General features: G+C 60.5%; 22 protein-coding genes. 12 read left to right on the top strand and 10 right to left on the bottom strand.

What is annotated here, in order from left to right:
- Position 1 precedes the first annotated feature (1 nt).
- Positions 2–1,348 (top strand): fused MFS/spermidine synthase, encoded by a 1,347-nt coding sequence (locus Q1W26_RS09315; RefSeq protein WP_300438886.1) that lies wholly within the window; start codon positions 2–4, stop codon positions 1,346–1,348.
- 317 nt (positions 1,349–1,665) lie between these two features.
- The gene (locus Q1W26_RS09310) at positions 1,666–2,061 is read left to right on the top strand and encodes a c-type cytochrome (protein WP_300438883.1); all 396 of its coding nucleotides are present in this window, start codon (positions 1,666–1,668) and stop codon (positions 2,059–2,061) included.
- A 180-nt stretch (positions 2,062–2,241) separates the two neighbouring features.
- Here Q1W26_RS09310 and Q1W26_RS09305 read toward each other — a convergent pair whose 3' ends face one another.
- A complete protein-coding gene (locus Q1W26_RS09305; RefSeq protein WP_300438880.1) occupies positions 2,242–2,724 on the bottom strand; it encodes a hypothetical protein in 483 nt (160 codons plus the stop codon).
- A gap of 229 nt (positions 2,725–2,953) precedes the next feature.
- Between Q1W26_RS09305 and Q1W26_RS09300 the strand changes: the two genes are divergently transcribed.
- The 5 genes from Q1W26_RS09300 (at position 2,954) to Q1W26_RS09280 (ending at position 7,232) form a co-directional block, all read left to right on the top strand.
- A complete protein-coding gene (locus tag Q1W26_RS09300; RefSeq protein ID WP_300438877.1) occupies positions 2,954–3,328 on the top strand; it encodes a hypothetical protein in 375 nt (124 codons plus the stop codon).
- A gap of 329 nt (positions 3,329–3,657) precedes the next feature.
- The gene (locus Q1W26_RS09295; protein ID WP_300438875.1) at positions 3,658–5,088 is read left to right on the top strand and encodes an SIR2 family protein; all 1,431 of its coding nucleotides are present in this window, start codon (positions 3,658–3,660) and stop codon (positions 5,086–5,088) included.
- A gap of 1 nt (position 5,089) precedes the next feature.
- Positions 5,090–5,569, top strand: a complete 480-nt coding sequence (locus Q1W26_RS09290; protein ID WP_300438872.1) for a TIR domain-containing protein — start codon at positions 5,090–5,092, stop codon at positions 5,567–5,569.
- A gap of 256 nt (positions 5,570–5,825) precedes the next feature.
- Entirely contained in the window at positions 5,826–6,362 is a 537-nt protein-coding gene (locus Q1W26_RS09285) for a transposase (RefSeq protein ID WP_300438869.1), read from the top strand.
- A gap of 81 nt (positions 6,363–6,443) precedes the next feature.
- A complete protein-coding gene (locus Q1W26_RS09280) occupies positions 6,444–7,232 on the top strand; it encodes a hypothetical protein (RefSeq protein ID WP_300438867.1) in 789 nt (262 codons plus the stop codon).
- A gap of 331 nt (positions 7,233–7,563) precedes the next feature.
- On the opposite strand, the gene Q1W26_RS09275 is transcribed toward Q1W26_RS09280, so the two are convergent.
- From Q1W26_RS09275 to Q1W26_RS09235, 9 genes are all read right to left on the bottom strand, one after another.
- On the bottom strand, positions 7,564–8,061 hold the full coding sequence (locus tag Q1W26_RS09275) for a nitrous oxide reductase accessory protein NosL (RefSeq protein WP_300438865.1): 498 nt from the start codon (positions 8,059–8,061) through the stop codon (positions 7,564–7,566).
- A complete protein-coding gene (locus tag Q1W26_RS09270; RefSeq protein ID WP_300438862.1) occupies positions 8,058–8,429 on the bottom strand; it encodes a DUF6516 family protein in 372 nt (123 codons plus the stop codon). Before Q1W26_RS09270 ends, Q1W26_RS09275 begins: the two co-directional genes overlap by 4 nt.
- A complete protein-coding gene (locus Q1W26_RS09265) occupies positions 8,429–8,698 on the bottom strand; it encodes a hypothetical protein (RefSeq protein ID WP_300438859.1) in 270 nt (89 codons plus the stop codon). Before Q1W26_RS09265 ends, Q1W26_RS09270 begins: the two co-directional genes overlap by 1 nt.
- A gap of 2 nt (positions 8,699–8,700) precedes the next feature.
- Positions 8,701–9,225: a nitrous oxide reductase accessory protein NosL gene (locus tag Q1W26_RS09260; RefSeq protein ID WP_300438857.1), complete on the bottom strand. Its 525-nt coding sequence runs from the start codon at positions 9,223–9,225 to the stop codon at positions 8,701–8,703.
- The gene (locus Q1W26_RS09255) at positions 9,222–10,037 is read right to left on the bottom strand and encodes an ABC transporter permease subunit (RefSeq protein ID WP_366143658.1); all 816 of its coding nucleotides are present in this window, start codon (positions 10,035–10,037) and stop codon (positions 9,222–9,224) included. The genes Q1W26_RS09260 and Q1W26_RS09255 overlap by 4 nt, the downstream gene beginning before the upstream one ends.
- A 13-nt stretch (positions 10,038–10,050) precedes the next feature.
- A complete protein-coding gene (locus tag Q1W26_RS09250; RefSeq protein WP_300438853.1) occupies positions 10,051–10,962 on the bottom strand; it encodes an ABC transporter ATP-binding protein in 912 nt (303 codons plus the stop codon).
- Positions 10,943–12,217 carry a nitrous oxide reductase family maturation protein NosD gene (locus tag Q1W26_RS09245; protein WP_300438852.1) on the bottom strand — a complete coding sequence of 425 codons (1,275 nt, stop codon included), beginning with the start codon at positions 12,215–12,217 and terminating at the stop codon, positions 10,943–10,945. The genes Q1W26_RS09250 and Q1W26_RS09245 overlap by 20 nt, the downstream gene beginning before the upstream one ends.
- A gap of 62 nt (positions 12,218–12,279) precedes the next feature.
- Positions 12,280–12,915, bottom strand: coding sequence for an HAD hydrolase-like protein (locus tag Q1W26_RS09240; RefSeq protein WP_300438849.1), 636 nt, complete (start codon positions 12,913–12,915; stop codon positions 12,280–12,282).
- A 276-nt stretch (positions 12,916–13,191) separates the two neighbouring features.
- Positions 13,192–14,202, bottom strand: a complete 1,011-nt coding sequence (locus tag Q1W26_RS09235; RefSeq protein ID WP_300438845.1) for an IS30 family transposase — start codon at positions 14,200–14,202, stop codon at positions 13,192–13,194.
- A gap of 82 nt (positions 14,203–14,284) precedes the next feature.
- Between Q1W26_RS09235 and Q1W26_RS09230 the strand changes: the two genes are divergently transcribed.
- The 5 genes from Q1W26_RS09230 (at position 14,285) to Q1W26_RS09210 (ending at position 20,634) form a co-directional block, all read left to right on the top strand.
- On the top strand, positions 14,285–14,536 hold the full coding sequence (locus Q1W26_RS09230) for a hypothetical protein (RefSeq protein ID WP_300438842.1): 252 nt from the start codon (positions 14,285–14,287) through the stop codon (positions 14,534–14,536).
- A gap of 41 nt (positions 14,537–14,577) precedes the next feature.
- Entirely contained in the window at positions 14,578–15,087 is a 510-nt protein-coding gene (locus Q1W26_RS09225; protein ID WP_300438840.1) for a hypothetical protein, read from the top strand.
- A 205-nt stretch (positions 15,088–15,292) separates the two neighbouring features.
- Positions 15,293–16,672, top strand: a complete 1,380-nt coding sequence (locus Q1W26_RS09220) for a sensor domain-containing diguanylate cyclase (RefSeq protein ID WP_300438838.1) — start codon at positions 15,293–15,295, stop codon at positions 16,670–16,672.
- Between the two features lie 88 nt (positions 16,673–16,760).
- Positions 16,761–20,030, top strand: a complete 3,270-nt coding sequence (locus tag Q1W26_RS09215) for a PAS domain-containing protein (RefSeq protein WP_300438836.1) — start codon at positions 16,761–16,763, stop codon at positions 20,028–20,030.
- Positions 20,005–20,634, top strand: coding sequence for a response regulator transcription factor (locus Q1W26_RS09210; protein WP_300438834.1), 630 nt, complete (start codon positions 20,005–20,007; stop codon positions 20,632–20,634). The genes Q1W26_RS09215 and Q1W26_RS09210 overlap by 26 nt, the downstream gene beginning before the upstream one ends.
- Positions 20,635–20,657: the final 23 nt, after the last annotated feature.

Here is a 20,657-nt window from a genome sequence, read left to right as displayed (position 1 = left end):
CATGCCCCGACACCTGCTCTACCTGATCGTTTTCATTGAAGGCTTCTGCTCGCTGGGCGCCGAGGTCATCGCGCTGCGCCGGCTGGTGCCCCATGTGGGCAGCTCCATCGTGGTGACGGCGCCGACTATCGGCTTCTTTCTGCTGGCGCTGGCCCTGGGTTATGCGTCGGGGGCAAAGGTGAGCGAACGCTTCACGGCCGTGGTGGCGCGCAACTTCCTGATTTCGGCGCTCCTTGCCGGCATCGGGCTGGCGCGGCTTACGGTGGATGGGCTGTTCGCCCACCTGCAGCCGGTGGGCGTCGCCTACGTGATGTTCATCGGCGGCGTGCTGTGCCCGCTGGCCTGGCTGCTCGGCCAGACCGTGCCGGTGCTCACCAATCTGATGAAGCACATGCGTGCCGGCGAGGCGAGCGGCTACGCGCTGTACTGGTCCACGCTGGGCAGCTTTCTCGGTTCGGTAAGCCTGTCGCTGGGCGTGATGCAGTGGCTCGGTGTGTCGGCCGCGGTGGTGATCTGCGCGCTGCTGCTGGTGCTGGGCAGCCTGCGACTTGCCGCACGCGGCTGGCGCAGCTGGGGCGCGCTGGGGCTGACGGGCGCCGCCGCGCTGGCGATCAACCTGTTTCCGCCTTCCGAGGTCAAGGACACGGCCTATGCCGATTACGCGGTGGCGCCGGTGGCGCTCGCCGGGCATGTCGACCCCCGCGCCTTCTTCGTGAACAATTCGCTCGCCTCGTTGATCGACGACAGCGAGCCGCCCCGCTATGCCCGCTACGTGCAGCACCTGCGCCACGTTTTGCTGAACGAGCTGGCCTTCAAGAACCGCGAGATTCTTGTGCTGGGCGCTGGTGGTTTCACCCTGTCGCACCGGGAGCCGGCCAACCGCTACACCTTCGTGGATATCGATCCGCAGATCCGCGAGATTGCTGAAACGCGCTTTCTCAAGGCGCCAATCCGCGGCGAATTCGTGGTGGATGACGCCCGCCGCTACGTGCGCACCACGGCTAGGCGCTACGACGGGGTGGTGGTGGATGTGTTCAGCAGCCACACCTCCATTCCCGGTCATCTGGTCACCCGCGAATTCTGGCTGGATGCCCGCCGGGCACTGGCGCCGGACGGCGTGCTGCTCGCCAACCTGATCCTCGACGGCCGCCTCGAAACGCCTTACGCCCGCAACCTGCTGGCCACGCTGGACAGCGTTTTCGGGCGCTGCGCCGTCGAGGTGCTGCACAAGGCCAAGCCGCTTTCCAACGTGATCGTGAGCTGCTACGCCGGCAGCCAGCCCCGGCCGCAAACGCCCTACACCGACGAGAAGAATGGCGCCGACGTGGATCTGGCCCGGTCGCGCTAGGGGCTTTTACGGGCACGCTTCATGTGGGGGCGACTTGTAGGGGCGACTTCAGTCGCCCGCGGACTCCGATCAACGAATGGTCGTGATTCAACGCGCGGATGGGCGACTGAAGTCGCCCCCACATGGCCCCTGTACCGCACAGGGCGCATCGTCGGCTTGATGAATGTCCATATTCAACGATGACAGAGCCTGAATTGAAGCCCAAAACCGGCAATTTGATTCGGGTCAATGAGCCGGGCGGGGGGGCGGGTTACGATTAACCCATGCTTCGCTCCATGGGCGAAGCCTCCCCCAATCCAGATAAAAGAGAAAATTCCATGCGTGCAAGCAAACTGCTCCCGTTGATCCTCGTTGGCCTCCTGGCGGCCTGCGGCAAATCCGAACCCCCCAAGACCGAAGCCCAGGCACCTGCACCCGCTGCGGCAGCCCCGGCTCCCGTCGCCCAGGCTGCCGTCGACGCCGGCAAGGGCGCCGAGCTGTTCAAGAAAACCTGTGCCATGTGCCACCAGACCGGCGTGGCCGGCGCGCCCAAGCTTGGCGACAAGGCCGACTGGGGCCCGCGCATCGCCCAGGGCAAGGACACCCTCTACAAGCACGCCACCGAAGGCTACAACGGCGCCAAGGGCGCCATGCCGGCCAAGGGCGGCAACCCCGCGCTCAAGGACGACGAAGTCAAGGAAATCGTCGACTTCATGGTCGCCAAGTCCGAATAAGCCTCACTGCTGTTTCACCTCGGCGCGCATCCCCCCGCGCGCCACCACCCGGCCTCAATTGCGGCCGGGTTTTTTTCGTCTGGTGCCTGGGATGGCAGGCGCCTTCGGTGGGTCATGCGGGAACAAGAGCGGAGCGGTGGCCCGATCTCCACGGCGCATCGGCGCTCCCGCAGCAGATCATCATGGAGATCCTTGCATCAGTGAGATGCGTGAGGAAAGGGCGCGAGAAGTCTCAGAAAAGCCCTCGCCGTAAAAAGCACGAATGCGTGATCTGGAATGAAAGATTCCGCGCCGCGAAAGACGATGTACAGCGCTGAGATAAAGCTGCTCATGGCCAGGTAGAAGCTGCTCGCGTCTCGAATAAAGCATTTCTTGGGTGAGTAAAAGCATTTCGGCCACAAACAAAAGATGTTCACTGCCCGAATGAAGATGTTCGAATGCAAACAAAAGATGTTCGAGGCCAGAATGAAGATGTTCGGGTGCAAACATCTTTATTTCGGGGCTGAACAAAAGCCATCCGCCCCTCACAGGTTCGCGCGCACCCACCAAAGAAGGCATTCCGGCCAAGGAATAAGGCAATCGCCCGCCGCGCGAAAAACTTGCCACCCCGCTACAAGCGCTGCGCAAGCTGCACACAGCCCTACCACCGCACAGCGTGTTCATGCGTCAGCGCACAAACCCCGCGCGTTCTCACGCCGGGCTCGCCCGTTTGCCGCAGAATCCCCCAAGCCGCCGCTGTCATCCGCGAGCCGCGCCACCCGTGCCAGATGCTGAATATTTTTGGGGTTTTTCCGCCTTGCTATATCGAATGACATATTTCACAAAATGTCATGCAACTATAAGATTTGAGCGTGGTAGCCCACGACACGTTCAACCCGCAACGGAAACCATCATGCAGAAAATCCAGCTCAAAGGCGTCCCCGCGTCCGTCCTTCGCGCCGACGAAGATGCCTACTTCGGCCTAAAGACCATCACCGGCTACAAACCGCCCAATGACGCCTACACCCTCGAGGCCGTCACCCGCGCCTACGAGGCCTACCGCACCCATCGCGAAGCCGAAGCCATCGCCGCAAAAGCCCTCGCCGCCGCCCGCGACGCCCTCGCCATCACCGAAAGCACCTTCCACGACGCCATCACCGGCGCCAAAACCCAAGTCCGCGCCATCTACGGCGAAGACTCCGACGAGCTGGCGGCGCTGGGGCTGAAGAAGAAGTCCGAGAAAAAGACAGGGAATAGAGGGGTGAAGAAGGGGGCGAGCGAGGGGTAAAAAATGAAGCGTCGCGAACCCCGGGCGGTGCGGATTGGGCTGGTCGGGGGTTGGGATTGAATAGATGGCGGATAGGAGGGTGATAGCTATCGGCCAGAAGCGGCCTCTCGCCGGCCCCCTGAAGCTATACATTTGAACGTCAGCATGGCCACAGGCAGCGGACGTTTCAGAAATCGGTCACTGTCATAGCCCTCTACTGAGAGTATGCGTTTGGGGTAATGCTATGGGCAGTTTTTATTGAATTAATGATGCAAAACGCGTAGCCTTGTCTCTTTCCATATATTCATAGCATCCCCGTGCTATTTGGTCGCGGGAAGGCAGGAGGCAGGATGTCATTTTCTAACGAAGTCGAAGCCTTCATCAGAGACTTTGCAAAAGATCTAGATGCTGGCAATGCGGCCGTATTCGCAGGTGCGGGCATGTCGAAGGGCTCGGGCTATGTAGATTGGCCTGAGCTGCTGCGTGATATCGCGTCAGAAATTGGACTCGATGTCGACCGCGAGCAGGACCTTATCTCTCTTGCTCAATTCCACGTCAACCAATTGAGAGGCTCGGCAAAGCTCACCCGGCGCATTGTGGAGGAGTTTTCTCACCAAGCTGAATCCTCACCCACTCACGAAATTCTGGCTCAACTTCCGATAAGGACATATTGGACTACCAATTACGACACGCTAATTGAGGATGCGATCAAAGCGGCCTTCAAAGTGCCGGACGTTAAGCACGATGTTGACCAGCTAAGTACAACCCGGCCGAAAAGAGATGTGGTCGTTTACAAGATGCACGGCGATGTGCATCACGCCAATAAAGCAATTCTGTATAAGGAACAGTATGAGCAGTACTACCAATCTCACGCTCCGTTTGTAACCGCCTTAATGGGTGATTTGGTTTCAAAAACCTTCCTATTTATTGGTTTTAGTTTCACCGACCCCAACCTCGATTACGTTCTCAGTCGACTTCATACAAGCACAAAGCGAAATCACTATTGCTTCATGAGAAAGGAAAAAATCGATACTGCGGAAGACGAGGAGCTAAATAAATACAGGGCAAGAAAGCAAGACTTGCGTGTTGATGATTTAAAGCGATACGGCATCCAAACCCTTTTGATTGACGAGTACTCTGATATCCCCAAAATCTTGGAAGCCATTAAAGCTAGGTTTTTAAAGAAGACAGTCTTTATCGCTGGCAGCGCAGAGACGTACGGCGCCTGGGAGCGCCAGGAAGCCCTAAATTTTGTGCACTCACTTACTGGAAGTCTTATTCGATCCGACCTGCGGGTCGTGAATGGGTTCGGGTGGGGAATTGGTAGTGCAGTGATCAATGGTGCCTTGGAGGCGATTTACGCAAATCCAGAAAAATACTCGGAGGAGCAATTAGTAATGCGCCCCTTTCCACAATTTCCCACGAGAGACCAAGACCTCCCGAGTTTGTGGGAAGAGTATCGCCAAAGGATGATCGCATTATCAGGCATCGCAATATTCATATTTGGCAACAAAGCTGCGACTGATGGAAGCATCGTTGTGGCAAATGGAATGATCCGGGAATTTGAGATTGCCGTAAGCCACGGCCGCATTCCCGTACCAGTAGGAGTCACTGGATTCGCTGCCGAGAAAATTGCGGCTCAAGTGTTAGGAGCGCCAGACGAGTACTACACAGGCGTCGAATGGATTGTGCCGATGATCCAAGAGCTTTCAAATCCAGCCGTCCCTCGAACCGAGCTGGTGAAAAAACTGATCGAGATTGTTCAACGACTGGGGAAATGATATGGCACGAAAGATATTCTATAGTTTTCACTTTGATAACGACGTTATGCGCGTGCAACAAGTGAGAAACATGGGGGTTGTTGAAGGCAATACGCCGGTATCACCAAATAATTGGGAGGAAGTGAAGAAAAAAGGCAATGCTGCCGTCGAAAAGTGGATCGATGACAACATGTTTGGAAAGTCATGTGTGATCGTCTTGATAGGCACCGATACCCACAAACGACCTTGGGTCAATTACGAAATTAAAAAAGCATGGAAAGATGGAAAAGGTCTGTTGGGGATTCATATTCATAATCTGACCTGTCCGAACAATGGAAAAAGCTCTAAGGGGACAAACCCATTTGACGCGATCAATTTTACGCTGGATGGCAAAGCGGTTGTGCCGAAGGTCTATGACCCAAAATCGAGCGATGCTTACAACGATATTGCGACAAATCTGTCGGGCTGGGTAGAAGCTGCGATTAAGCAGCGGAACGGTTAGGGCGTATCTCTCTCGCTCAATATTAATCTTTGTCCGTCTCTGGAAAACAATCTGGGCACTATCAGGACTTCACTCTGACGCCCAGATTCATCGCTCCGAGCAACTCTGTATGCATGCAACCTAACGTCAGTGGTTCGTTGCATAGCCGACCTTAATAGCGTCGAAAGACGAATGACTCATTAGGGTTGTGGATTCAACCGATGGATGCAACAGTTTTAAGTAGGTCGGGCTGGCGCAGCGTAACCCGACATTTCCCATGCAATATCGGCGCTCTATCGTTCCCGGCGGCACCTTCTTCTTTACTCTTGTGACGGATCGCTGCCGCCCCATTCTGGCTTCGGATGAAGCCGTCGATGTCCTGCGCAATGCTTTCCGATCTGTTCGTCAATCGCGTCCATTCGAAATCGATGCTATCGTCGTCATGCCCGATCATCTTCATTGCATCTGGACTTTACCGCCTGACGATACCGACTTCTCCACCCGTTGGCGCCTGATTAAAACCTGGTTTTCCAAACATTGCCCGGACACACTCCGGCGCACACCCGACGCAACGCGGCTGAAGAAAGGCGAACAAGCCATCTGGCAACATCGATATTGGGAACATCAGATACGCGATGAAACCGACTTTGCCCGCCATGTCGATTACATCCATTACAATCCGGTCAAACACGGCCTGGCCCGATCACCGCTGGATTGGCCTTACTCCAGCTTCGGCCGCTTTGTGAAAGCGGGTGTTTATGCGTCGGATTGGGGGGGCGATTCAATGTGCTTTGAAGGCGTCGGGCATGAGTAGGGCTGATGGTGCGATGTCGGGTTACGCTGCGCTAACCCGACCTACGGACTGTTGGGCCTCAATTAATGCGGAGCATCACCCGTGCAAGTAACAGACAAAACATACCAAAAGCATCGTGTATTCGCTGAACTTCAGCGTTATATGGATTTCTACGGGCAATTTTCCATGTCCGTTTTCTCGTTCGCGACTATGGGTACAAAGGCCATCTGCAATATCGACACTTACGTTTATTCCTCAATGCAGGGTACATTGGAGTCGATGAGAACAATTCTTCTCGCAGGTCGCATCAACGACGCCTATACATTGCTTCGGAAGTACCACGACTCCGCAGTAATTAATATCTATTCGAATCTGTATCTTCGCAATAATTTCAGCATCGAAAATTTCATCGTCGAAAAGATAAGCAACTGGCTCCAAGGAAAAGAGAAGCTACCGGAATACCGCGTGATGTCCCAATACATAAGGACCTCCGACGCCCTCAAACCAATCAATGGCGTGTTTGGTATCGATGATCGATACAAGAGGCTCCGCGACAGGTGTAACGATCACACGCATTACAATTTTTATCGCCACGCAATGCTGAATGACAATGAAGTGTACATAGAAAATCGGGGCTGGTGGCTTGACCGCTTTTCTGAGGACGCGCAAGACCTATTCATTCTTCACCTAGGCTACATTTTCTTCTTGAACGATCATTACATGATGTCCGGTGACCACATGGATGCACTTGAGTGCGGCATGCAACCGGAGGAGGATTCGCAGTATTGGGTTGCCCCATTTATCCAAGAGATGTTCGACGCAGTTATTACGCCGAGACGCCCGGACGTTACGTCTGCGATAAAGGCAAGTTCCGCGATGCAACTCTCATGAACAGATTGAAGCCCAACCCGGCAGTCGAGTGGACCTGCACAAAAGCCGCGCAGTCCGCTCACTTCTGCGTTTCCTGAACGTCTGCTTCTTCAAACCAGCTACTTCCGCTTAGGGTCGCGGAATTTCAGTCTGCATCATCACAAATCCCTGCCGAAATAACCTCTCACTCAATCAGCCTCTTTAATTCCCCAAAATAAAATCGGGCTGGTCATCCTGTCTTAAAGGATGACCAGCCCGATTTTATTTTTTCAGTGCCAGGTTCTCCGAACGCACCCGGAGAAGAGAAAGCCACTTACCGCCTTCTCGACCGCATCAGCCTGCCATTGCTACCTCAATGATTGTGCCCACCCGCCAGGCTCTTGATGACATCCCGCGTCACCTCCCCAAACAGCAGCACCTTGCCGCCTTGTGCCTTGATGTGGGCGTCGGCGGCTTCGCGGGTGGCGAAGGCGGGGAGGTTGGGGTCGTTCATTGGGCCGAGGGCTTTCGAGCTGATCACGAAGAAGGCTTTTTTGGCGTCCACCCAGGCTTTGGTGCTGTAGTCGGCGACGTAGATGGCGCCGATGTCGGCAGGCTTGTGCTGTTTGTCGAAGACCACCATGTTGTTCAGGAAGCGGAACAGGTCTACCGGTGAATCGAAGCTGCTGGCGGTTTGGTCGTTGAAGACGATCTGGGCCGTCCATTGGGGGGTGCGGTAGGGGTACATGCCGCACACCGGGCAGCGGGTCGAGCGCTGTACGTATTGGGGTGATAGATCGGCGGCGCTGGTGGTGAGGGGCTGGCCGAGCATTAGCGCGGCGGTGAGCAGGGGCAGCAGGCGGCGGATCATGATGCGGCTCCGGTGAGGTTTTCGAGCAGCGGGTCGATGAGGATGGCTTCGATGACGGCGCGCAGGTTGTCCCACGGGGCGGCGTTGCAATGGGTTAGCGGGTCGCGCTGCAGGCTGCCGTCGGCGGCGTGGAGGTGGTTGGGGAAGGTTTCCAGTTGTTCGTGCAGCGGGGCGGTGTCGATGCGCAGTTCGGCCTCGCCCCAGGCCCAGGCGATGGCGTAGGCGTCGGGGGCGGCGATGCGGGCTTCGAGGGTGGCGCCGTTGTCGAGCTGCACGATGAGGGCGTCGAGCTTCACGTCCACCGGGCTTTCCAGGTGTTCACCGAAAGTTTCTTCGATGCGGGCTGCGAGGTCGATGTGGGTGCTCATTATGTGTTCGTCTCCTTGAGCCGCTCGGCGAGGTCGGCGCGAACCTGGCCGTGCAGTTCTGCGAGGGTGCGGAGTGACAGGTAGTGCTCGTAGGCGGGGTGTTCGGGCAGCTCGCCAGCGGCGATGCGGGCGAGGGCTTGCTCGGGGCTTGCGGCGCCGAGCTGGGCCAGCAGCGCGTCGCGGGAGACGCGGATTTCGTACATCAGGCGCGACAGTTGTTCGATTTCGATGGCGTCATCCGTGGCCAGGTTTTCGTAGAAAACGTGCATGACTACATCCTTTGGTCGTGCAGGGCGCCGCCGTCGAGGCGGGCCATTTCGGCGGTGATTTCGGCAAAGGGGTAGACCTTGCCGCCGTTGCTCTCGGTAAATTTTTGCGCGCCTTCGCGGGTGCCGAAGGACGGAATCGTCGGGCCCATTGCGCCACGCTTTTTGGAGCCGACCACGTAGAAGGCGGCTTTGCCGTCGATCCAGGCGCCCGTGGGGGCTTCCCAGGTGGTCTTGTCGAGATCCTGCACGTAGATGGCCTTGACCTTGCGGGCCTGTTCGGGCTTGAGGTAAAGGGAGAACATTTCCATCGTGTCGCAGAAGAATTCGGGCTCGGGCGTGCCGTCGTAGTGGATTTGCGCCTTGGGGCCGGGGTAGTCGCCAAGGAGCATGCCGTCGAGGGAGCAGGAGGTGTCCTTGCCGATTTCGACCGGGGCGACGCGGGTGTCGGTGTTCTGGCCGCAGGCGGTTAGCAGGCTGACGGCCAGCAGCAGCGCGGCGGTGTGGGCAACAAGCGGCGGAATTTTCATCGTTCGAATCTCCAGATGGCCACGGCGAGCGGGCCGACGATCCAGGCGAGCATGACGCCGCCGAGGGTGGCGGGGTTGCTCAGGGCTTCGGGGAAAACGGTGGCGAGGCCATAAAGGGTGCGCACTTCGTCAAGGCTGAACACGTTGAGCACGCGGAAGACATCGGCGGGGTTGGCCAGCAGCAGGTAGGGGAAGATCGCGCCGCCATAGTCGCCGGCGGTAACCACCAGCGCGCCCAGCAGCAGCAGATCGAAGACCAGCACAAAGAAGAACCAGGTGCCGATGGCCAGGCCCGAGGCGCGGGTGCGATCCGCGGCGAACACCGAGAGCATCACCGCAATGCTCAGAAAGGCGAAGCCGAGCAGGATGGCCGAGCCCATGAAGCCGGCGTAGTGGAAGAGGGCGTTGAGGTTGAGCTGGGGCGAGAGGATCAGCCCCACCGCGCCAAAGCCGGCGATGGTGGAAAAGGCCAGCGCCCCGGCAAGGCCCGCGTATTTGCCGAGGATGAGTTCCTTGCGGGTGATTGGCAGGGTGAGCAGCAAGTCCAGCGAGCCGCGTTCCCGCTCGCCCACGATGGCGTCGAAGCCGAGGATCAGGGCGATCAGCGGGATGAGGTAGATCACCAGGCTGACCAGCGAGGCGATGGTGACGTCGATGGAGCGAAACCCCACCGCGCCCTGCTGGGCCGCGCCAAAGTAGGCGATGACCAGCGCAAACACGGTAAATACGACCGCCACGGCGAGCACCCAGCGGTTGCGGATGCGGTCCCAGAATTCCTTGCCGGCAATGATGCCGATCTGTCTGAAGTCGATGGAGAGCATGGGCTTAGTTCCGGTAGCCGAAGAACACGTCTTCGAGGGACGGTTCGCGGACGTGGAGATCGCGCATGGTGTCGCCGAGGGTGGCGAGGCGGGCCAGCGCAGGCATCTTGGAATCGCGGGAGAGGCGGATGTGGAGAATGCTGCCGGCCTCCTCGATGCTTTCGATGGCAATGCCCTGGAGCACGCGGGTGACCTGCTCGGCGAGGCCGGCGCCGCCGGCAATCTCGAGGGTGAGCGGCAGGTTCATGCCTTCGCGCAGATCCTGCACGGTGCCGGTGGCCCGGATCAGGCCGCCTTCCATGATGGCGAGGCGATCCACGCGTTCCTGGATTTCGGCGAGGATGTGGGAGGTGAGGACCATCGTCACGCCTTCATCGCGCAGTTCGCGCAGGATGCGGTAGAAGTCGCGGATGGCGCCGGGGTCGAGCCCGGTGGTGGGCTCGTCGAGAAACAGCAGGCGCGGCGTGCCGAGCAGGGCCTGGGCAAAGCCGAGGCGCTGGCGCATGCCCTTGGAGTATTCGCGCACTCGCCGGCTGGCGGCGTGGCTGAGGCCGACTTTTTCGAGCAGCGCGGGGCAGTCTTTGCGCGGCACGGCTTTGAGGTCGGCAAAGAAATACAGGGTTTCGATGCCGGTGAGGTTGTCGTAGAGAACCACGTTTTCCGGCAGGTAGCCGATCTTGCGCCGGGTTTCGCGAAAGCGCGGGCCATTCACCTTTTCGCCGTCCAGAAGGATGTCGCCGGAGGTGATAGTGATGAGGCCGAGCATCATCTTGAACAGGGTGCTCTTGCCGGCGCCGTTGTGGCCGATGAGGCCGAACAGCTCGCCCGCGGCGATGGTGAGGTCGACACCCTTTACCGCTTGCACGGTGCCGAAATCCTTGGTCGCCCCGCGGGCTTCAACGATATTGCTTGCCAAGCCATTTTCTCCAGTCGGAATGTTCGGGGCGCATGCGCGGATTGTTATCCACGATGCTGGGCGCGCGCAGCAGCGGAAACTGCTGGGCGATCAGGCGCAATGTCTGGATGGCCGGGCTGGCCATCAGTAGCTTGACCATCGGGTGGCGCCAGGAGAGCCGGTCGACCATGTCGTTGGCCTCGTAGGGCACGTCGCCACGGCCATCGCCGTTGCGGTCCCAGCCCACGTAGTTGCTCCAGTGGTTGCCTTCCTTGACGCCCCAGGGTTCGTCTTTCGAGGCCACGTATTTGACCTGCTCGCGGTTGGAGATGAAGTCGTTCTTCTCGACCACGTTGCGGGTCGAGCCGGCCCACAGGTGCACGCCCACCTGGTTGTCCACCACCAGGTTGTTGCGCAGCACGTTGTATTCGGCGTCGTAGATGAAAAAGCCGCGGGCGTTGCCGGCCACGATATTGCCCTCGACCACCGCGTCCTGGATGGTGCGCAGCATGATGCCGTGGTCGGAATTGCCCCAGGCCCGGTTGTTGCGCACGATCTGGTCGCGCACTTCCATCAGCGCGAGGCCGCCGCGGTTGTAGTAGGTGTCGTTGTCCTCCCACAGGTTGTGGTAGGAGTTCATGTAGTGGGTGCCGTAGCGGCTGTGGTGCATCTTGTTGCCGCGAAACACCGCCCGGTGGGACACATCCACGTAGATGGCGTCGCGCACGAAGCTGATGTTGTTGCCGATGATCTGCGCGCCGGTGGTGTTGTAGAGCTGGATGCCGTTGCCGCGCTGGGACGAGCCGAGGTCACGCTTGCCGGTGATGAGGTTGCCTTCGATCACCACGTCTTGGGCCTTTTCGATCCACAGGCCGAACAAAGTGTAGGTGAAGTCGCAATGGGCCACCCGGGCGCGGTGGGCGCCGGGCTGGATGTACACGCCGGCATTTTGCGCACCCAGGTCGGCGCCGGAATCCGCGACGATGAAGCCCTCGAAGCTGACGTCGGTGGCCACGATGCGCACCGTGTCGCCCTTGCCGCCGGCGTCAATGGTCGGGCGGCCTTCGCCGATGAGTTTCAGCGGCTTTTCGATGCGCAGGTTTTCGGGGTAGATGCCGCGGGCCACGCGCAGCGTGTCGCCGGGGGCGGCCTTGTTGATGGCCGCCTGGATCGACTCGCCCGGCCTGATTTGCCACTCGGCCCCGTGGGCGCTTGCCGCCAGCCCGGCAAAGAGCAGGGCGAGGATCGGGCGAAGGGAAAAACGGCTTGGATGCATGAAGTGAGAGCGGATCCGGAATGCGTGCCAGTGTGCGGCGAAATGCCGCAGCCAGCCTTGATTTATGTGAAGTCGGCAAGCACGCCGGGCAGCCCGGCAAGGCTGGGGAGCAGCGGCCTTGCACTGTGCGGCTGCAGGGCAGCGGGGTGAGTGTAGCCCCATGCAACGCCGATGAAGGCGACGCCCACCGCACGGGCGGCGTCGGCATCGCGGATTTCATCGCCGATGCAGGCCAGCTCGGCCGGCCTGAGGCGGGTGGTGCCCAGCAGCTCGCGCAGCTTGAAGCGCTTGCCGAACATCGAGGTGCCGCAGTGTTCGTGGTGGAACAGCCGCAGGGTGGCGTCGCCGAGCACCTGGCGTGCGGCATTGCGGGTGTTGGAGGTCAGGAGGGCGAGCTGGATGCCCTGGTCGGCCAGTTGCTGCAGGGTGTCTCCGGCGCCTGCGAAGGGGCGTATTTCGTCGATGCGCGCCAGCATGCGGCGGCGCATGTCGATGGCCAGCGTCGGCACCTTCCAGAGCGGTACGCCCAGGTGGGCCATCAATTGCCGGCTCGACATGCGGCGCACCGTGTCGTCCTCGCCGTCGGCGATTCCGCGAAAGCCATGATGTGCCGCTGCCTCGTTGAGACAGCGGCGAAACGTGTCGAAGGAGTCGGCGAGGGTGCCGTCGAAATCGAAGACGGCGAGCTTGCAAGTCATTGGGGATAAAGGCACTGCTAAGTAGCCTGCAAGGATCGCTTTTTTGATTGCTGCGCGCCAGCCCGGGGGGCGCCAGTGTGTGTGCCGGCTTGTGTCAGAAATTTCTGACAAACGGCTTGTCGAATTCCGACGCAGATCGGGCAGGGTGCCGACAGACTATTAATTTGCGTAATGAGATTATTCGTCCCACAAATAAGATCACCGGGCTCCAGCAAGGGCGCACAGAAAGCCGGGAGCGTGAGTGTCATTTACTCCGTGGTGTTTCGGATGGCGGTTTCAAGTCTGAAGTGCAACACCGGGTTGAAAGTTCATGATTTCCCTCGCAAAGACCTCCGCCGGTGTTTCAAAGTCGAGGCATTTGCGCGGGCGGTTGTTTAATTGTCGGGCAATTGCGTTGAGGTAGCCTTGGGAGATCGGCGCCAAATCCAGGCCCTTGGGAAGATACTCGCGGATCAAGCCGTTGGTATTCTCGTTGGTCGGCCGCTGCCAGGGGCTGTGCGGGTCGGCAAAATAGACGTCGATCTTGACCCGCTTGGCGAGAATCTCGTGGCGGGCCATCTCCCTGCCCTGATCGTAAGTCAGCGACTTTTTCATGGCGAGCGGGACATGGCGGAACTTGCGCGTGAAGCCTTCCAGAGTGGCCTCGGCCGAGCCGTCACGCAGCTTGACCAGCATCAGGTAGCGGCTCTTGCGCTCGACCAGGGTGCCCACCGAACTGCGGTTGCCCGGCCCCTTGATGTGATCGCCTTCCCAGTGCCCTGGCACGAGGCGGGCCGCCACCTCAATCGGGCGCTGGTGAATGGAGGTCATGTTCGGCAGCGTGCCGCGCCGGTCCTGGCCTCGCGCGCGAGGCATGCGTGCCTTGTGGGCGAAGCGCAGCTGGGCGATGAGTTCGGCGCGCAGCTCGCCCCGTGGCACGGCATAGATGGCGCAGTAGATCGTTTCGTGTGAGACGTGCAAGGCAGGATCGTCAGGGTTCATCCGGCGCAGTCTGCCCGCAACCTGCTCCGGCGACCAGCCCTCGGCCATCAGCGCGCGAACCCGGTTGAGCAGCACAGAACCGCTCTTCAGCTTGATCGTTCCGCGCCGCCTGCGCGCCAGCGTCGCGCGCTCGGCACGGGCGGCATCGTAGCTCTTGCCCACCGTGTTCCGCGCCACTTCGCGCGACACTGCGGAGGTCGGCCGATTGAGTCTTCGGGCAATTGCCCGAAGACTCAATCCCTCATTGCTGCACCGATGAATCTGATTACGTTCGTCCATCGACAACTGGCTGTAGTGATTTCCCATGCATACACCCTACCAAATCGGGGTGTTGCACTTCAGTCTAGAGCGCGCCGATCAAAAAATGTGAACGGTGGAGGAGACAGCCTTGCACACACATGGCAATCCGGTGGCCAGCGTGCCGAAGATGGGTTTCATCGCATCCATGATGGGCGATGAATTACCCGACGAGTCTGATATACGCGTGTTGAACCGTTATTTTTTCCTGTTTCCGATCCAGCATCGAAAACAGAAAAAAGGAGGCACCAATTTGACGGCATTGTGTGCGTTCGGCCCTTATAGCAACCGTTACGCAGTGAGTTTCATGCGGACCAGTGCACGCGCTCTGGGCCTGCTTTAAACAACTGCATTTATTTCATTTTTATGGAAAAGAACCGCAATATGAACCTCACCGATACCCTGCAAAAATTTTCCGAAGCTGCTGCCGGCCACGGAAATGCCTTCAAGTCCATTTACGAAGTGGCGCTGAAGGCGAGCGAACAGGTTTTTTCGCTGAACACTGATTTTGCCCGTTCTTTTTTTGAAGGGGCCGTGACGCATCAAGGCGGCTCGAATTATCAGGAGCAGTTTGCTGCACAAGCCAAGCAGCTTGAGCTTGCCAGCGCTTACTTTCGGGATATCAGCGATGTCTGGGTCAAGTCCCAGGTCGAAGTCTTTACGCTAGGTTCGGCCAATGCCGAAGTGTTTGCCCGGCAACTGGCTGCGCAATTCGAGCAACTGGTCAACGTGCTGCCGGCAGACCCTTCAAAGTATTCGGAAGTGCTGAATTCGGCATTGAATGCAGCGAAAAAGGCGTGCGAGAACGTGATCGACACCTCTCGCCAGATTTCCGGCACCACGCTCGTGGCTAAAGGGCGGGCTCAGGCTTCCGACACCAGAGCGGCTGCGTAACACCGCCAGATCGTCGCGTCACACGGCTCGGCGCACGGCCGGGGCGTGTGATGCGAGGGGCGTGAGGCCCCGTGTTGTCGCGCTACTTTCAAACAAGGGTTCTACTCGATCGACGAACCCGGGGCCGGGCTCACTCCAGGTGCGCGCTCGCGTGCCGGGAGTTCCCCAGAGCGCTTCGGAAGTGCTGCAGGAGGCCGTGAAGGCGATGGAATTGCTCAAGTTTGTTCATGATGACAAATGGCCCGGCACTTTCCTTGCGGTCTGCACCCGATGGATAGAGGGGCGCTCGCTGACCCAGCACCTTCTGCTGATGGCGCTTGCGCCGCTGCCTTTTTTGCTGGCGGCGCTGCTCATGCTTCACGAAATGGCGCGTTCCCGCCCGCATGAGCAGGGCGACCTGGAGCGTGGCCTGGCCTCCGTCCGCCTGCTGGCGTCGGCGGCCGAATCCGGCGTTTATTTCAAAAGCCCGCGGCAGCTCGAGCACATGGTTGAAGCCGTGCGTGCGCTGGATGGCGTGGCGGCCGTAGCCATTTACGAGCGATCGGGCGAACCCCTGGTGGTCAGGGGGCACCCGGATCTTCCGGCACCGGGCCGCATTGCCAGCGTTCGCAGCGCCGGGTTCCTGCACGAGCAGGCCGGGCGATTGGCCTTTGCCGCGCCCGTGGAGCCCGGACAGATTCTTCTTGCCAGGCTGGACCGCCACGACGAGCCACCCGGCACGTATGCGGCCTTGCCGGCCATTGGCTGGGTTTATCTGGAAATCGATCCGGGCGCCACGACGCTTTACGGCGATAAATTCGTGCTGGTCAATCTGTTTTTCGCCTTTGCCACCTTGCTTGGCGGTGCGTATGCCGCATTGCGTCTGGCCCATGCGGTGGGAGACCCGGTGGCGCGGCTGGCCGAAGCGGCGCGACGCATCCGCGCCGGCCAGGAAGAGGCGCGGGTGCCCGTCGATGCCGCGAGCCGCGAATTGCGAAGCTTGCAGGAAGGCTTCAATACGCTGGCCGGGGGCATCGACGAGGTGCGCCGGACGATGCAGGCCAGAATGGAAGAGGCGACCGACCGGTTTGCCCACGAGGCCCTGCACGATCACCTGACCGGGCTGCCCAACCGGCGCGCGTTCGACAGGGCGCTGGACGACGCGGTGTCGAACGCGCGGCGCATGTCGGATCAAGGCGTGCTGTGCTTCATCGATCTCGACTACTTCAAGACCGTCAATGACGTGGGGGGCCATGCGGCAGGGGATGCCCTGCTGTGCGAGGTTTCTGAATTGATCCTGCAAGGGGTGCGCGCCCAGGATCTGGTCTGCCGCGTCGGGGGCGACGAGTTCGCCATCATTTTGCGAGCCTGCAGCGCCGACGATGCACGGCGTCTTGTCGAGGGGCTCTGCGAGGCGATCGCGGCATTGTGCTTTAACTGGGAAAGCCGGTGTTTCAAGGTGAGCGCAAGCTTTGGCATGGCCGTCATCAACGACACCGTGCCCGACACGGCCGCCGTTTTGAAGGCCGCCGACGCTGCCTGCTATGCGGCCAAGCACGAAGGGCGCAACAAGGTGGTGCTATGCCATGAGGCCTGCTCGAGCTGAGCGCGCTGCATCACGCGGGCCGCGCGTTCCACCGATCGGAGTCGAATCAGCGAGATAATTACGATTGGGCGAACGACGGATGCGCAGAATGACCAAGGAAGACAAGCCTGACAAAAACGCTCTCGAGGCGGGCGTCGGGGAGGCCGGCGGTGTGCTGGATGCGCTGCGCGCGCGCCAGGCCGAGCTGGAGATCGAGAACGCCGGTTTGCGTCAGGCAGAGGGCGAGCGTAATGCGACGGAAGGGGCTCTCCATCGCAGCGAAGCCGAATTCCGCAATCTGTTCGAGCTGTCGATGGTGGGCAGCGCACAAACCGATCCACTTACCGGGTGTCTCCTGCACGTCAACCGCAAGCTGTGCGAGATCACCGGCTACGACGCGGACGAGCTGCTCGGGAAGTCGATTATCGAGATCACCCACCCGGATGACCGGCAGGCGTGCTGGAGCGGCCTTCTCGATCTCGTGGCAGGCAAGCTGGATGTTTACATCAGCGACAAGCGTTACCTGCGCAAGAACGGCGAAATCGTCTGGGTGAATGTGCAGGTGAAGGCGCTGCGCGACGAGCAGGGCCGGCCGCTGAGTACGATTGCGGTGATCCAGGACATCAGCGTCAGGAAGAAGGCCGAGGCGGTGACGCGCGAGAACCTCGACCTGCAGGGGCAGCTGACCAAGATCGCCGCAACGGTGCCTGGCGTGATCTGCTCGTTCAAGTTGCGGCCGGACGGCAGCGTGGCCATGCCCTACGCCACCGCGGCGCTGGACGCGCTTTACGGACTGCGGCCGGAAGACGTGTGCGAGGACGCGACGCCTTTGCTCGAACGGATTCATTCCGGCGACATCGGCTATGTTCAGGAAACGATTTCTGCGTCGGCCAGGAGCATGACCGCCTGGCGCGCGGAGTATCGGGTGCTGCATCCGCGCAAGGGGACGCTGTGGGTCGAAGGCCATTCGATGCCGCAACGCGAGCCGGACGGCAGCATCCTGTGGCATGGCTTCCTCATGGATGTGACCGAGAGGAAGCGGATGGAGGCGGCCCTGCGCGACAGCGAACGCCTGTATCGCGCCATTGGCGAGTCGATCGATTACGGTGTGTGGGTGTGCGCCGCGGATGGCCGGAACATTTACGCCAGTGAGTCATTCCTCAAGCTGGTGGGGATGAGCCAGCAAAAGTGTTCGGATTTCGGCTGGTCCAGCCTGCTGCATCCGGACGATGCCGAGCGCACCCTCAAGGCCTGGATGGAGTGCGTCCTGAACGGCGCGGTATGGGATGTGGAACACCGCTTTCGCGGCGCCGACGGACTTTGGCACGATGTGCTGGCCCGAGGGGTGCCGGTGCGCAACGAGCGCGGCGAGATCACCCACTGGGCCGGCATCAACCTCGACATCGGGCGTCTCAAGCGGGTTGAGCAGTCGCTGCGTGACAGCGAGGCCGAACTCCAGAGCGCCCAGGCCGTTGCCCGTACAGGCAGCTGGCGGCTGGATGTCAGGCGCAACGAACTGCACTGGTCGGACGAAAGCCATCGCATCTTCGGCGTTCCCAAAGGGGTGCCGCTGACTTACGAAATCTTTTTGGCGACGATTCATCCCGATGACCGGGCCTTCGTCGATCAAGCCTGGCAGGCCGCCCTGCGTGGCGAGCCCTACGACATCGAGCATCGCGTCGTTGCCGATGGCGAGATTCGATGGGTGAGGGAGCGGGTCGAGCTGGAGTTCGATGCCGAGGGCACGCTGCTTGGGGGTCTTGGCTGCACCCAGGATATTACCGAGAAGAAGCGTGCCGATGCCGCCCTGGCGGCCAGCGAGTCGCGTTTCCGGCTGGCCATGGAGGCGGTTGCGGGGGTGGTCTACGACTGGGACCGGCAGGCCGATTCGGTGTATTGCTCGACGGGGCTCAGGCAGGTGTTCGGGGAGGGCGGGCCGGACGCGCAATTTGGCCGGCACGGGTGGCGCGCGCGGGTCAATCCGGATGATCTGCGCCTGATCCGGCCGGAAGTCGTCCGCTGTCTCAAGGCGCGCAGCGATCGTATTCACGTGGAATACCGGGTGCGGCGCCATGACGGAAAGTGGGTGCACGTTTCGGACAGCGCCCGCATCATCCGGGACGCCGCCGGGCGGGTGGTGCGCCTGGTGGGCAGCCTGACCGACATCAGCGCCCGCAAGGAGGCCGAGGCCGCGCTCTTGCGCATGAACGACACGCTCGAAGAGAAGGTTGCCGAACGGACTTCCGAGGCTGAGGCGCGCGCCCGTGCGTTGCTGGAGTCCGAGCGTTTCACCCGGGCGACGATCGATGCGCTCAACGTGCCGCTGTGCGTGCTCGATGCCGGCGGAACGATCATTGCGGTCAACAAGGCCTGGCGTGACTTCGCCCTCGCCAATGGCGGAGTTCCGGAGCGGGTGAGCGAGGGGGCAAATTATCTGGCGGTCTGCGATGTGGCCGCGCAGGCCGAATGCCAGGTTGCCGGCGAGGTGGCGGCGGCGATTCGTGCGGCCTGCGCCGGGAGCCGGGAGGAGATCTCGATTGAATACGAATGTTCCTCTCCAACCCAGCGGCGCTGGTTTCTCCTGAGCCTGAGCTGCTTTCCGGGGAGCGGGCCATTGCGTGTCGTTGCCATGCACAAGGACATCTCCGAGCGCAAACGTTCGGCTGAAGAGCAGGCCGAGAGTGCGGCGCGCCTCAAGCGGCTGGGCGCCCACCTGGAAACCGTGCGCGAAGAACAGAACGCGACCATCGCGCGCGAAGTGCATGATGAACTCGGCGGAACACTGACCATGCTCAAGCTCGGCCTTGCCACCACGGTGAGCGGGCTTGAATTGCCGCCAAACACGCAGGCACGCTTCGAGCGATTGCTGGAACAGGTCGATTCCGCCCTGAAAACCGTGAAGCGCATTTCGGCCAACCTGCGACCGGCCCTGCTCGACACGCTTGGACTGGTGGCGACGGTAAACTGGTACGCCGCTGATTTTTCACGCATGACCGGCATCGCGACGGAAGTCAGCATGCCGGAGCACCTCAAGCTTTCGGTGGTCCGCGACACCGCGGTGTTCCGGATTGTCCAGGAGGCGCTGACCAACATCGCCCGGCACGCCCGGGCCAGCAAGGCCTCGATCAGCATGGAAATCGTCAAGGGCATGCTGGACGTAAAAATCCGGGACAACGGAATTGGTCTGGCCGAGAGCGAACGCTACAAACACGATTCCTTTGGTTTGATCGGAATGCAGGAAAGGGCCCAGTATCTGGGCGGCTGGCTGTCGATATGCAGCCAGCCGGGCGAGGGCACGTGCCTGACCCTGCACATTCCGCTTGAAGACTGGGCACAAGGCTGGAGAACAGGTGATGGCGACCGTACTGATAGTCGATGACCACGCGGTGGTGCGTGGGGGGCTGCGGCAGTTTCTTGCCGACACCGACGACCTGGAAATAACGGCCGAAGCGGCGAGCGGGCTCGAGGCGGTGGCGCTGGTCGAGGACGGCGACTGGAGCCTCGTGCTGCTGGATATTGCGTTGCCGGATCTCAACGGGCTGGAGGTGCTCAAGCAGATCAAGCGCCTGCGCCCGAACCTGCCGGTGCTGATCTTCAGCATGTTCTCGGAGGACGAATTCGCCATTCCGTCCCTCGAGGCCGGTGCGTCCGGCTACCTCAACAAGGACAGCCCGCCGAACCAGATCCTTACCGCGATTCGCACGGTGGTGGGCGGGGCGCGCTACCTCAGCCCGACCCTGGCCGAAAAACTGCTGGCGGGCGTTGCGCCGTCCGGTCGCAAGCTGGCCCACGAAACCCTGTCCCGCCGCGAAACCGAAGTCTTGCTGATGCTCAGCAAGGGCACCCCGCTGACGCGCATCGGCGAAATTCTGCACGTGAGTGTCAAAACGGTGAGCACTTACCGGGCCCGCATCATCGAAAAGCTCGGCCTGCAATCGAATGCCGAATTGACCCGCTACGTCGTCGAGCACCGCCTGGGGTGACGGGGCCTTAGCGGCCCCCGGCC

The sequence above is a fragment of the Zoogloea sp. genome (genome assembly GCF_030157465.1).
Lineage (GTDB): Bacteria > Pseudomonadota > Gammaproteobacteria > Burkholderiales > Rhodocyclaceae > Zoogloea.
Note: the sequence above shows the minus strand (reverse complement) of the source record. Positions and strands in the feature narration are given on the sequence as shown.

Excerpts from the sequence above, each read along its gene's own strand:
- Q1W26_RS09240 (WP_300438849.1), bottom strand. The coding sequence starts at position 12,915 with ATGACTTGCAAGCTCGCCGTCTTCGATTTCGACGGCACCCTCGCCGAC.
- Q1W26_RS09245 (WP_300438852.1), bottom strand. The coding sequence starts at position 12,217 with ATGCATCCAAGCCGTTTTTCCCTTCGCCCGATCCTCGCCCTGCTCTTT.
- Q1W26_RS09285 (WP_300438869.1), top strand. The coding sequence starts at position 5,826 with ATGCAATATCGGCGCTCTATCGTTCCCGGCGGCACCTTCTTCTTTACT.
- Q1W26_RS09310 (WP_300438883.1), top strand. The coding sequence starts at position 1,666 with ATGCGTGCAAGCAAACTGCTCCCGTTGATCCTCGTTGGCCTCCTGGCG.
- Q1W26_RS09290 (WP_300438872.1), top strand. The coding sequence starts at position 5,090 with ATGGCACGAAAGATATTCTATAGTTTTCACTTTGATAACGACGTTATG.
- Q1W26_RS09265 (WP_300438859.1), bottom strand. The coding sequence starts at position 8,698 with ATGCACGTTTTCTACGAAAACCTGGCCACGGATGACGCCATCGAAATC.
- Q1W26_RS09300 (WP_300438877.1), top strand. The coding sequence starts at position 2,954 with ATGCAGAAAATCCAGCTCAAAGGCGTCCCCGCGTCCGTCCTTCGCGCC.
- Q1W26_RS09305 (WP_300438880.1), bottom strand. The coding sequence starts at position 2,724 with ATGAACACGCTGTGCGGTGGTAGGGCTGTGTGCAGCTTGCGCAGCGCT.
- Q1W26_RS09315 (WP_300438886.1), top strand. The coding sequence starts at position 2 with ATGCCCCGACACCTGCTCTACCTGATCGTTTTCATTGAAGGCTTCTGC.
- Q1W26_RS09220 (WP_300438838.1), top strand. The coding sequence starts at position 15,293 with ATGGAATTGCTCAAGTTTGTTCATGATGACAAATGGCCCGGCACTTTC.
- Q1W26_RS09210 (WP_300438834.1), top strand. The coding sequence starts at position 20,005 with ATGGCGACCGTACTGATAGTCGATGACCACGCGGTGGTGCGTGGGGGG.
- Q1W26_RS09260 (WP_300438857.1), bottom strand. The coding sequence starts at position 9,225 with ATGAAAATTCCGCCGCTTGTTGCCCACACCGCCGCGCTGCTGCTGGCC.
- Q1W26_RS09235 (WP_300438845.1), bottom strand. The coding sequence starts at position 14,202 with ATGGGAAATCACTACAGCCAGTTGTCGATGGACGAACGTAATCAGATT.
- Q1W26_RS09270 (WP_300438862.1), bottom strand. The coding sequence starts at position 8,429 with ATGAGCACCCACATCGACCTCGCAGCCCGCATCGAAGAAACTTTCGGT.
- Q1W26_RS09225 (WP_300438840.1), top strand. The coding sequence starts at position 14,578 with ATGAACCTCACCGATACCCTGCAAAAATTTTCCGAAGCTGCTGCCGGC.
- Q1W26_RS09275 (WP_300438865.1), bottom strand. The coding sequence starts at position 8,061 with ATGATCCGCCGCCTGCTGCCCCTGCTCACCGCCGCGCTAATGCTCGGC.
- Q1W26_RS09295 (WP_300438875.1), top strand. The coding sequence starts at position 3,658 with ATGTCATTTTCTAACGAAGTCGAAGCCTTCATCAGAGACTTTGCAAAA.
- Q1W26_RS09215 (WP_300438836.1), top strand. The coding sequence starts at position 16,761 with ATGACCAAGGAAGACAAGCCTGACAAAAACGCTCTCGAGGCGGGCGTC.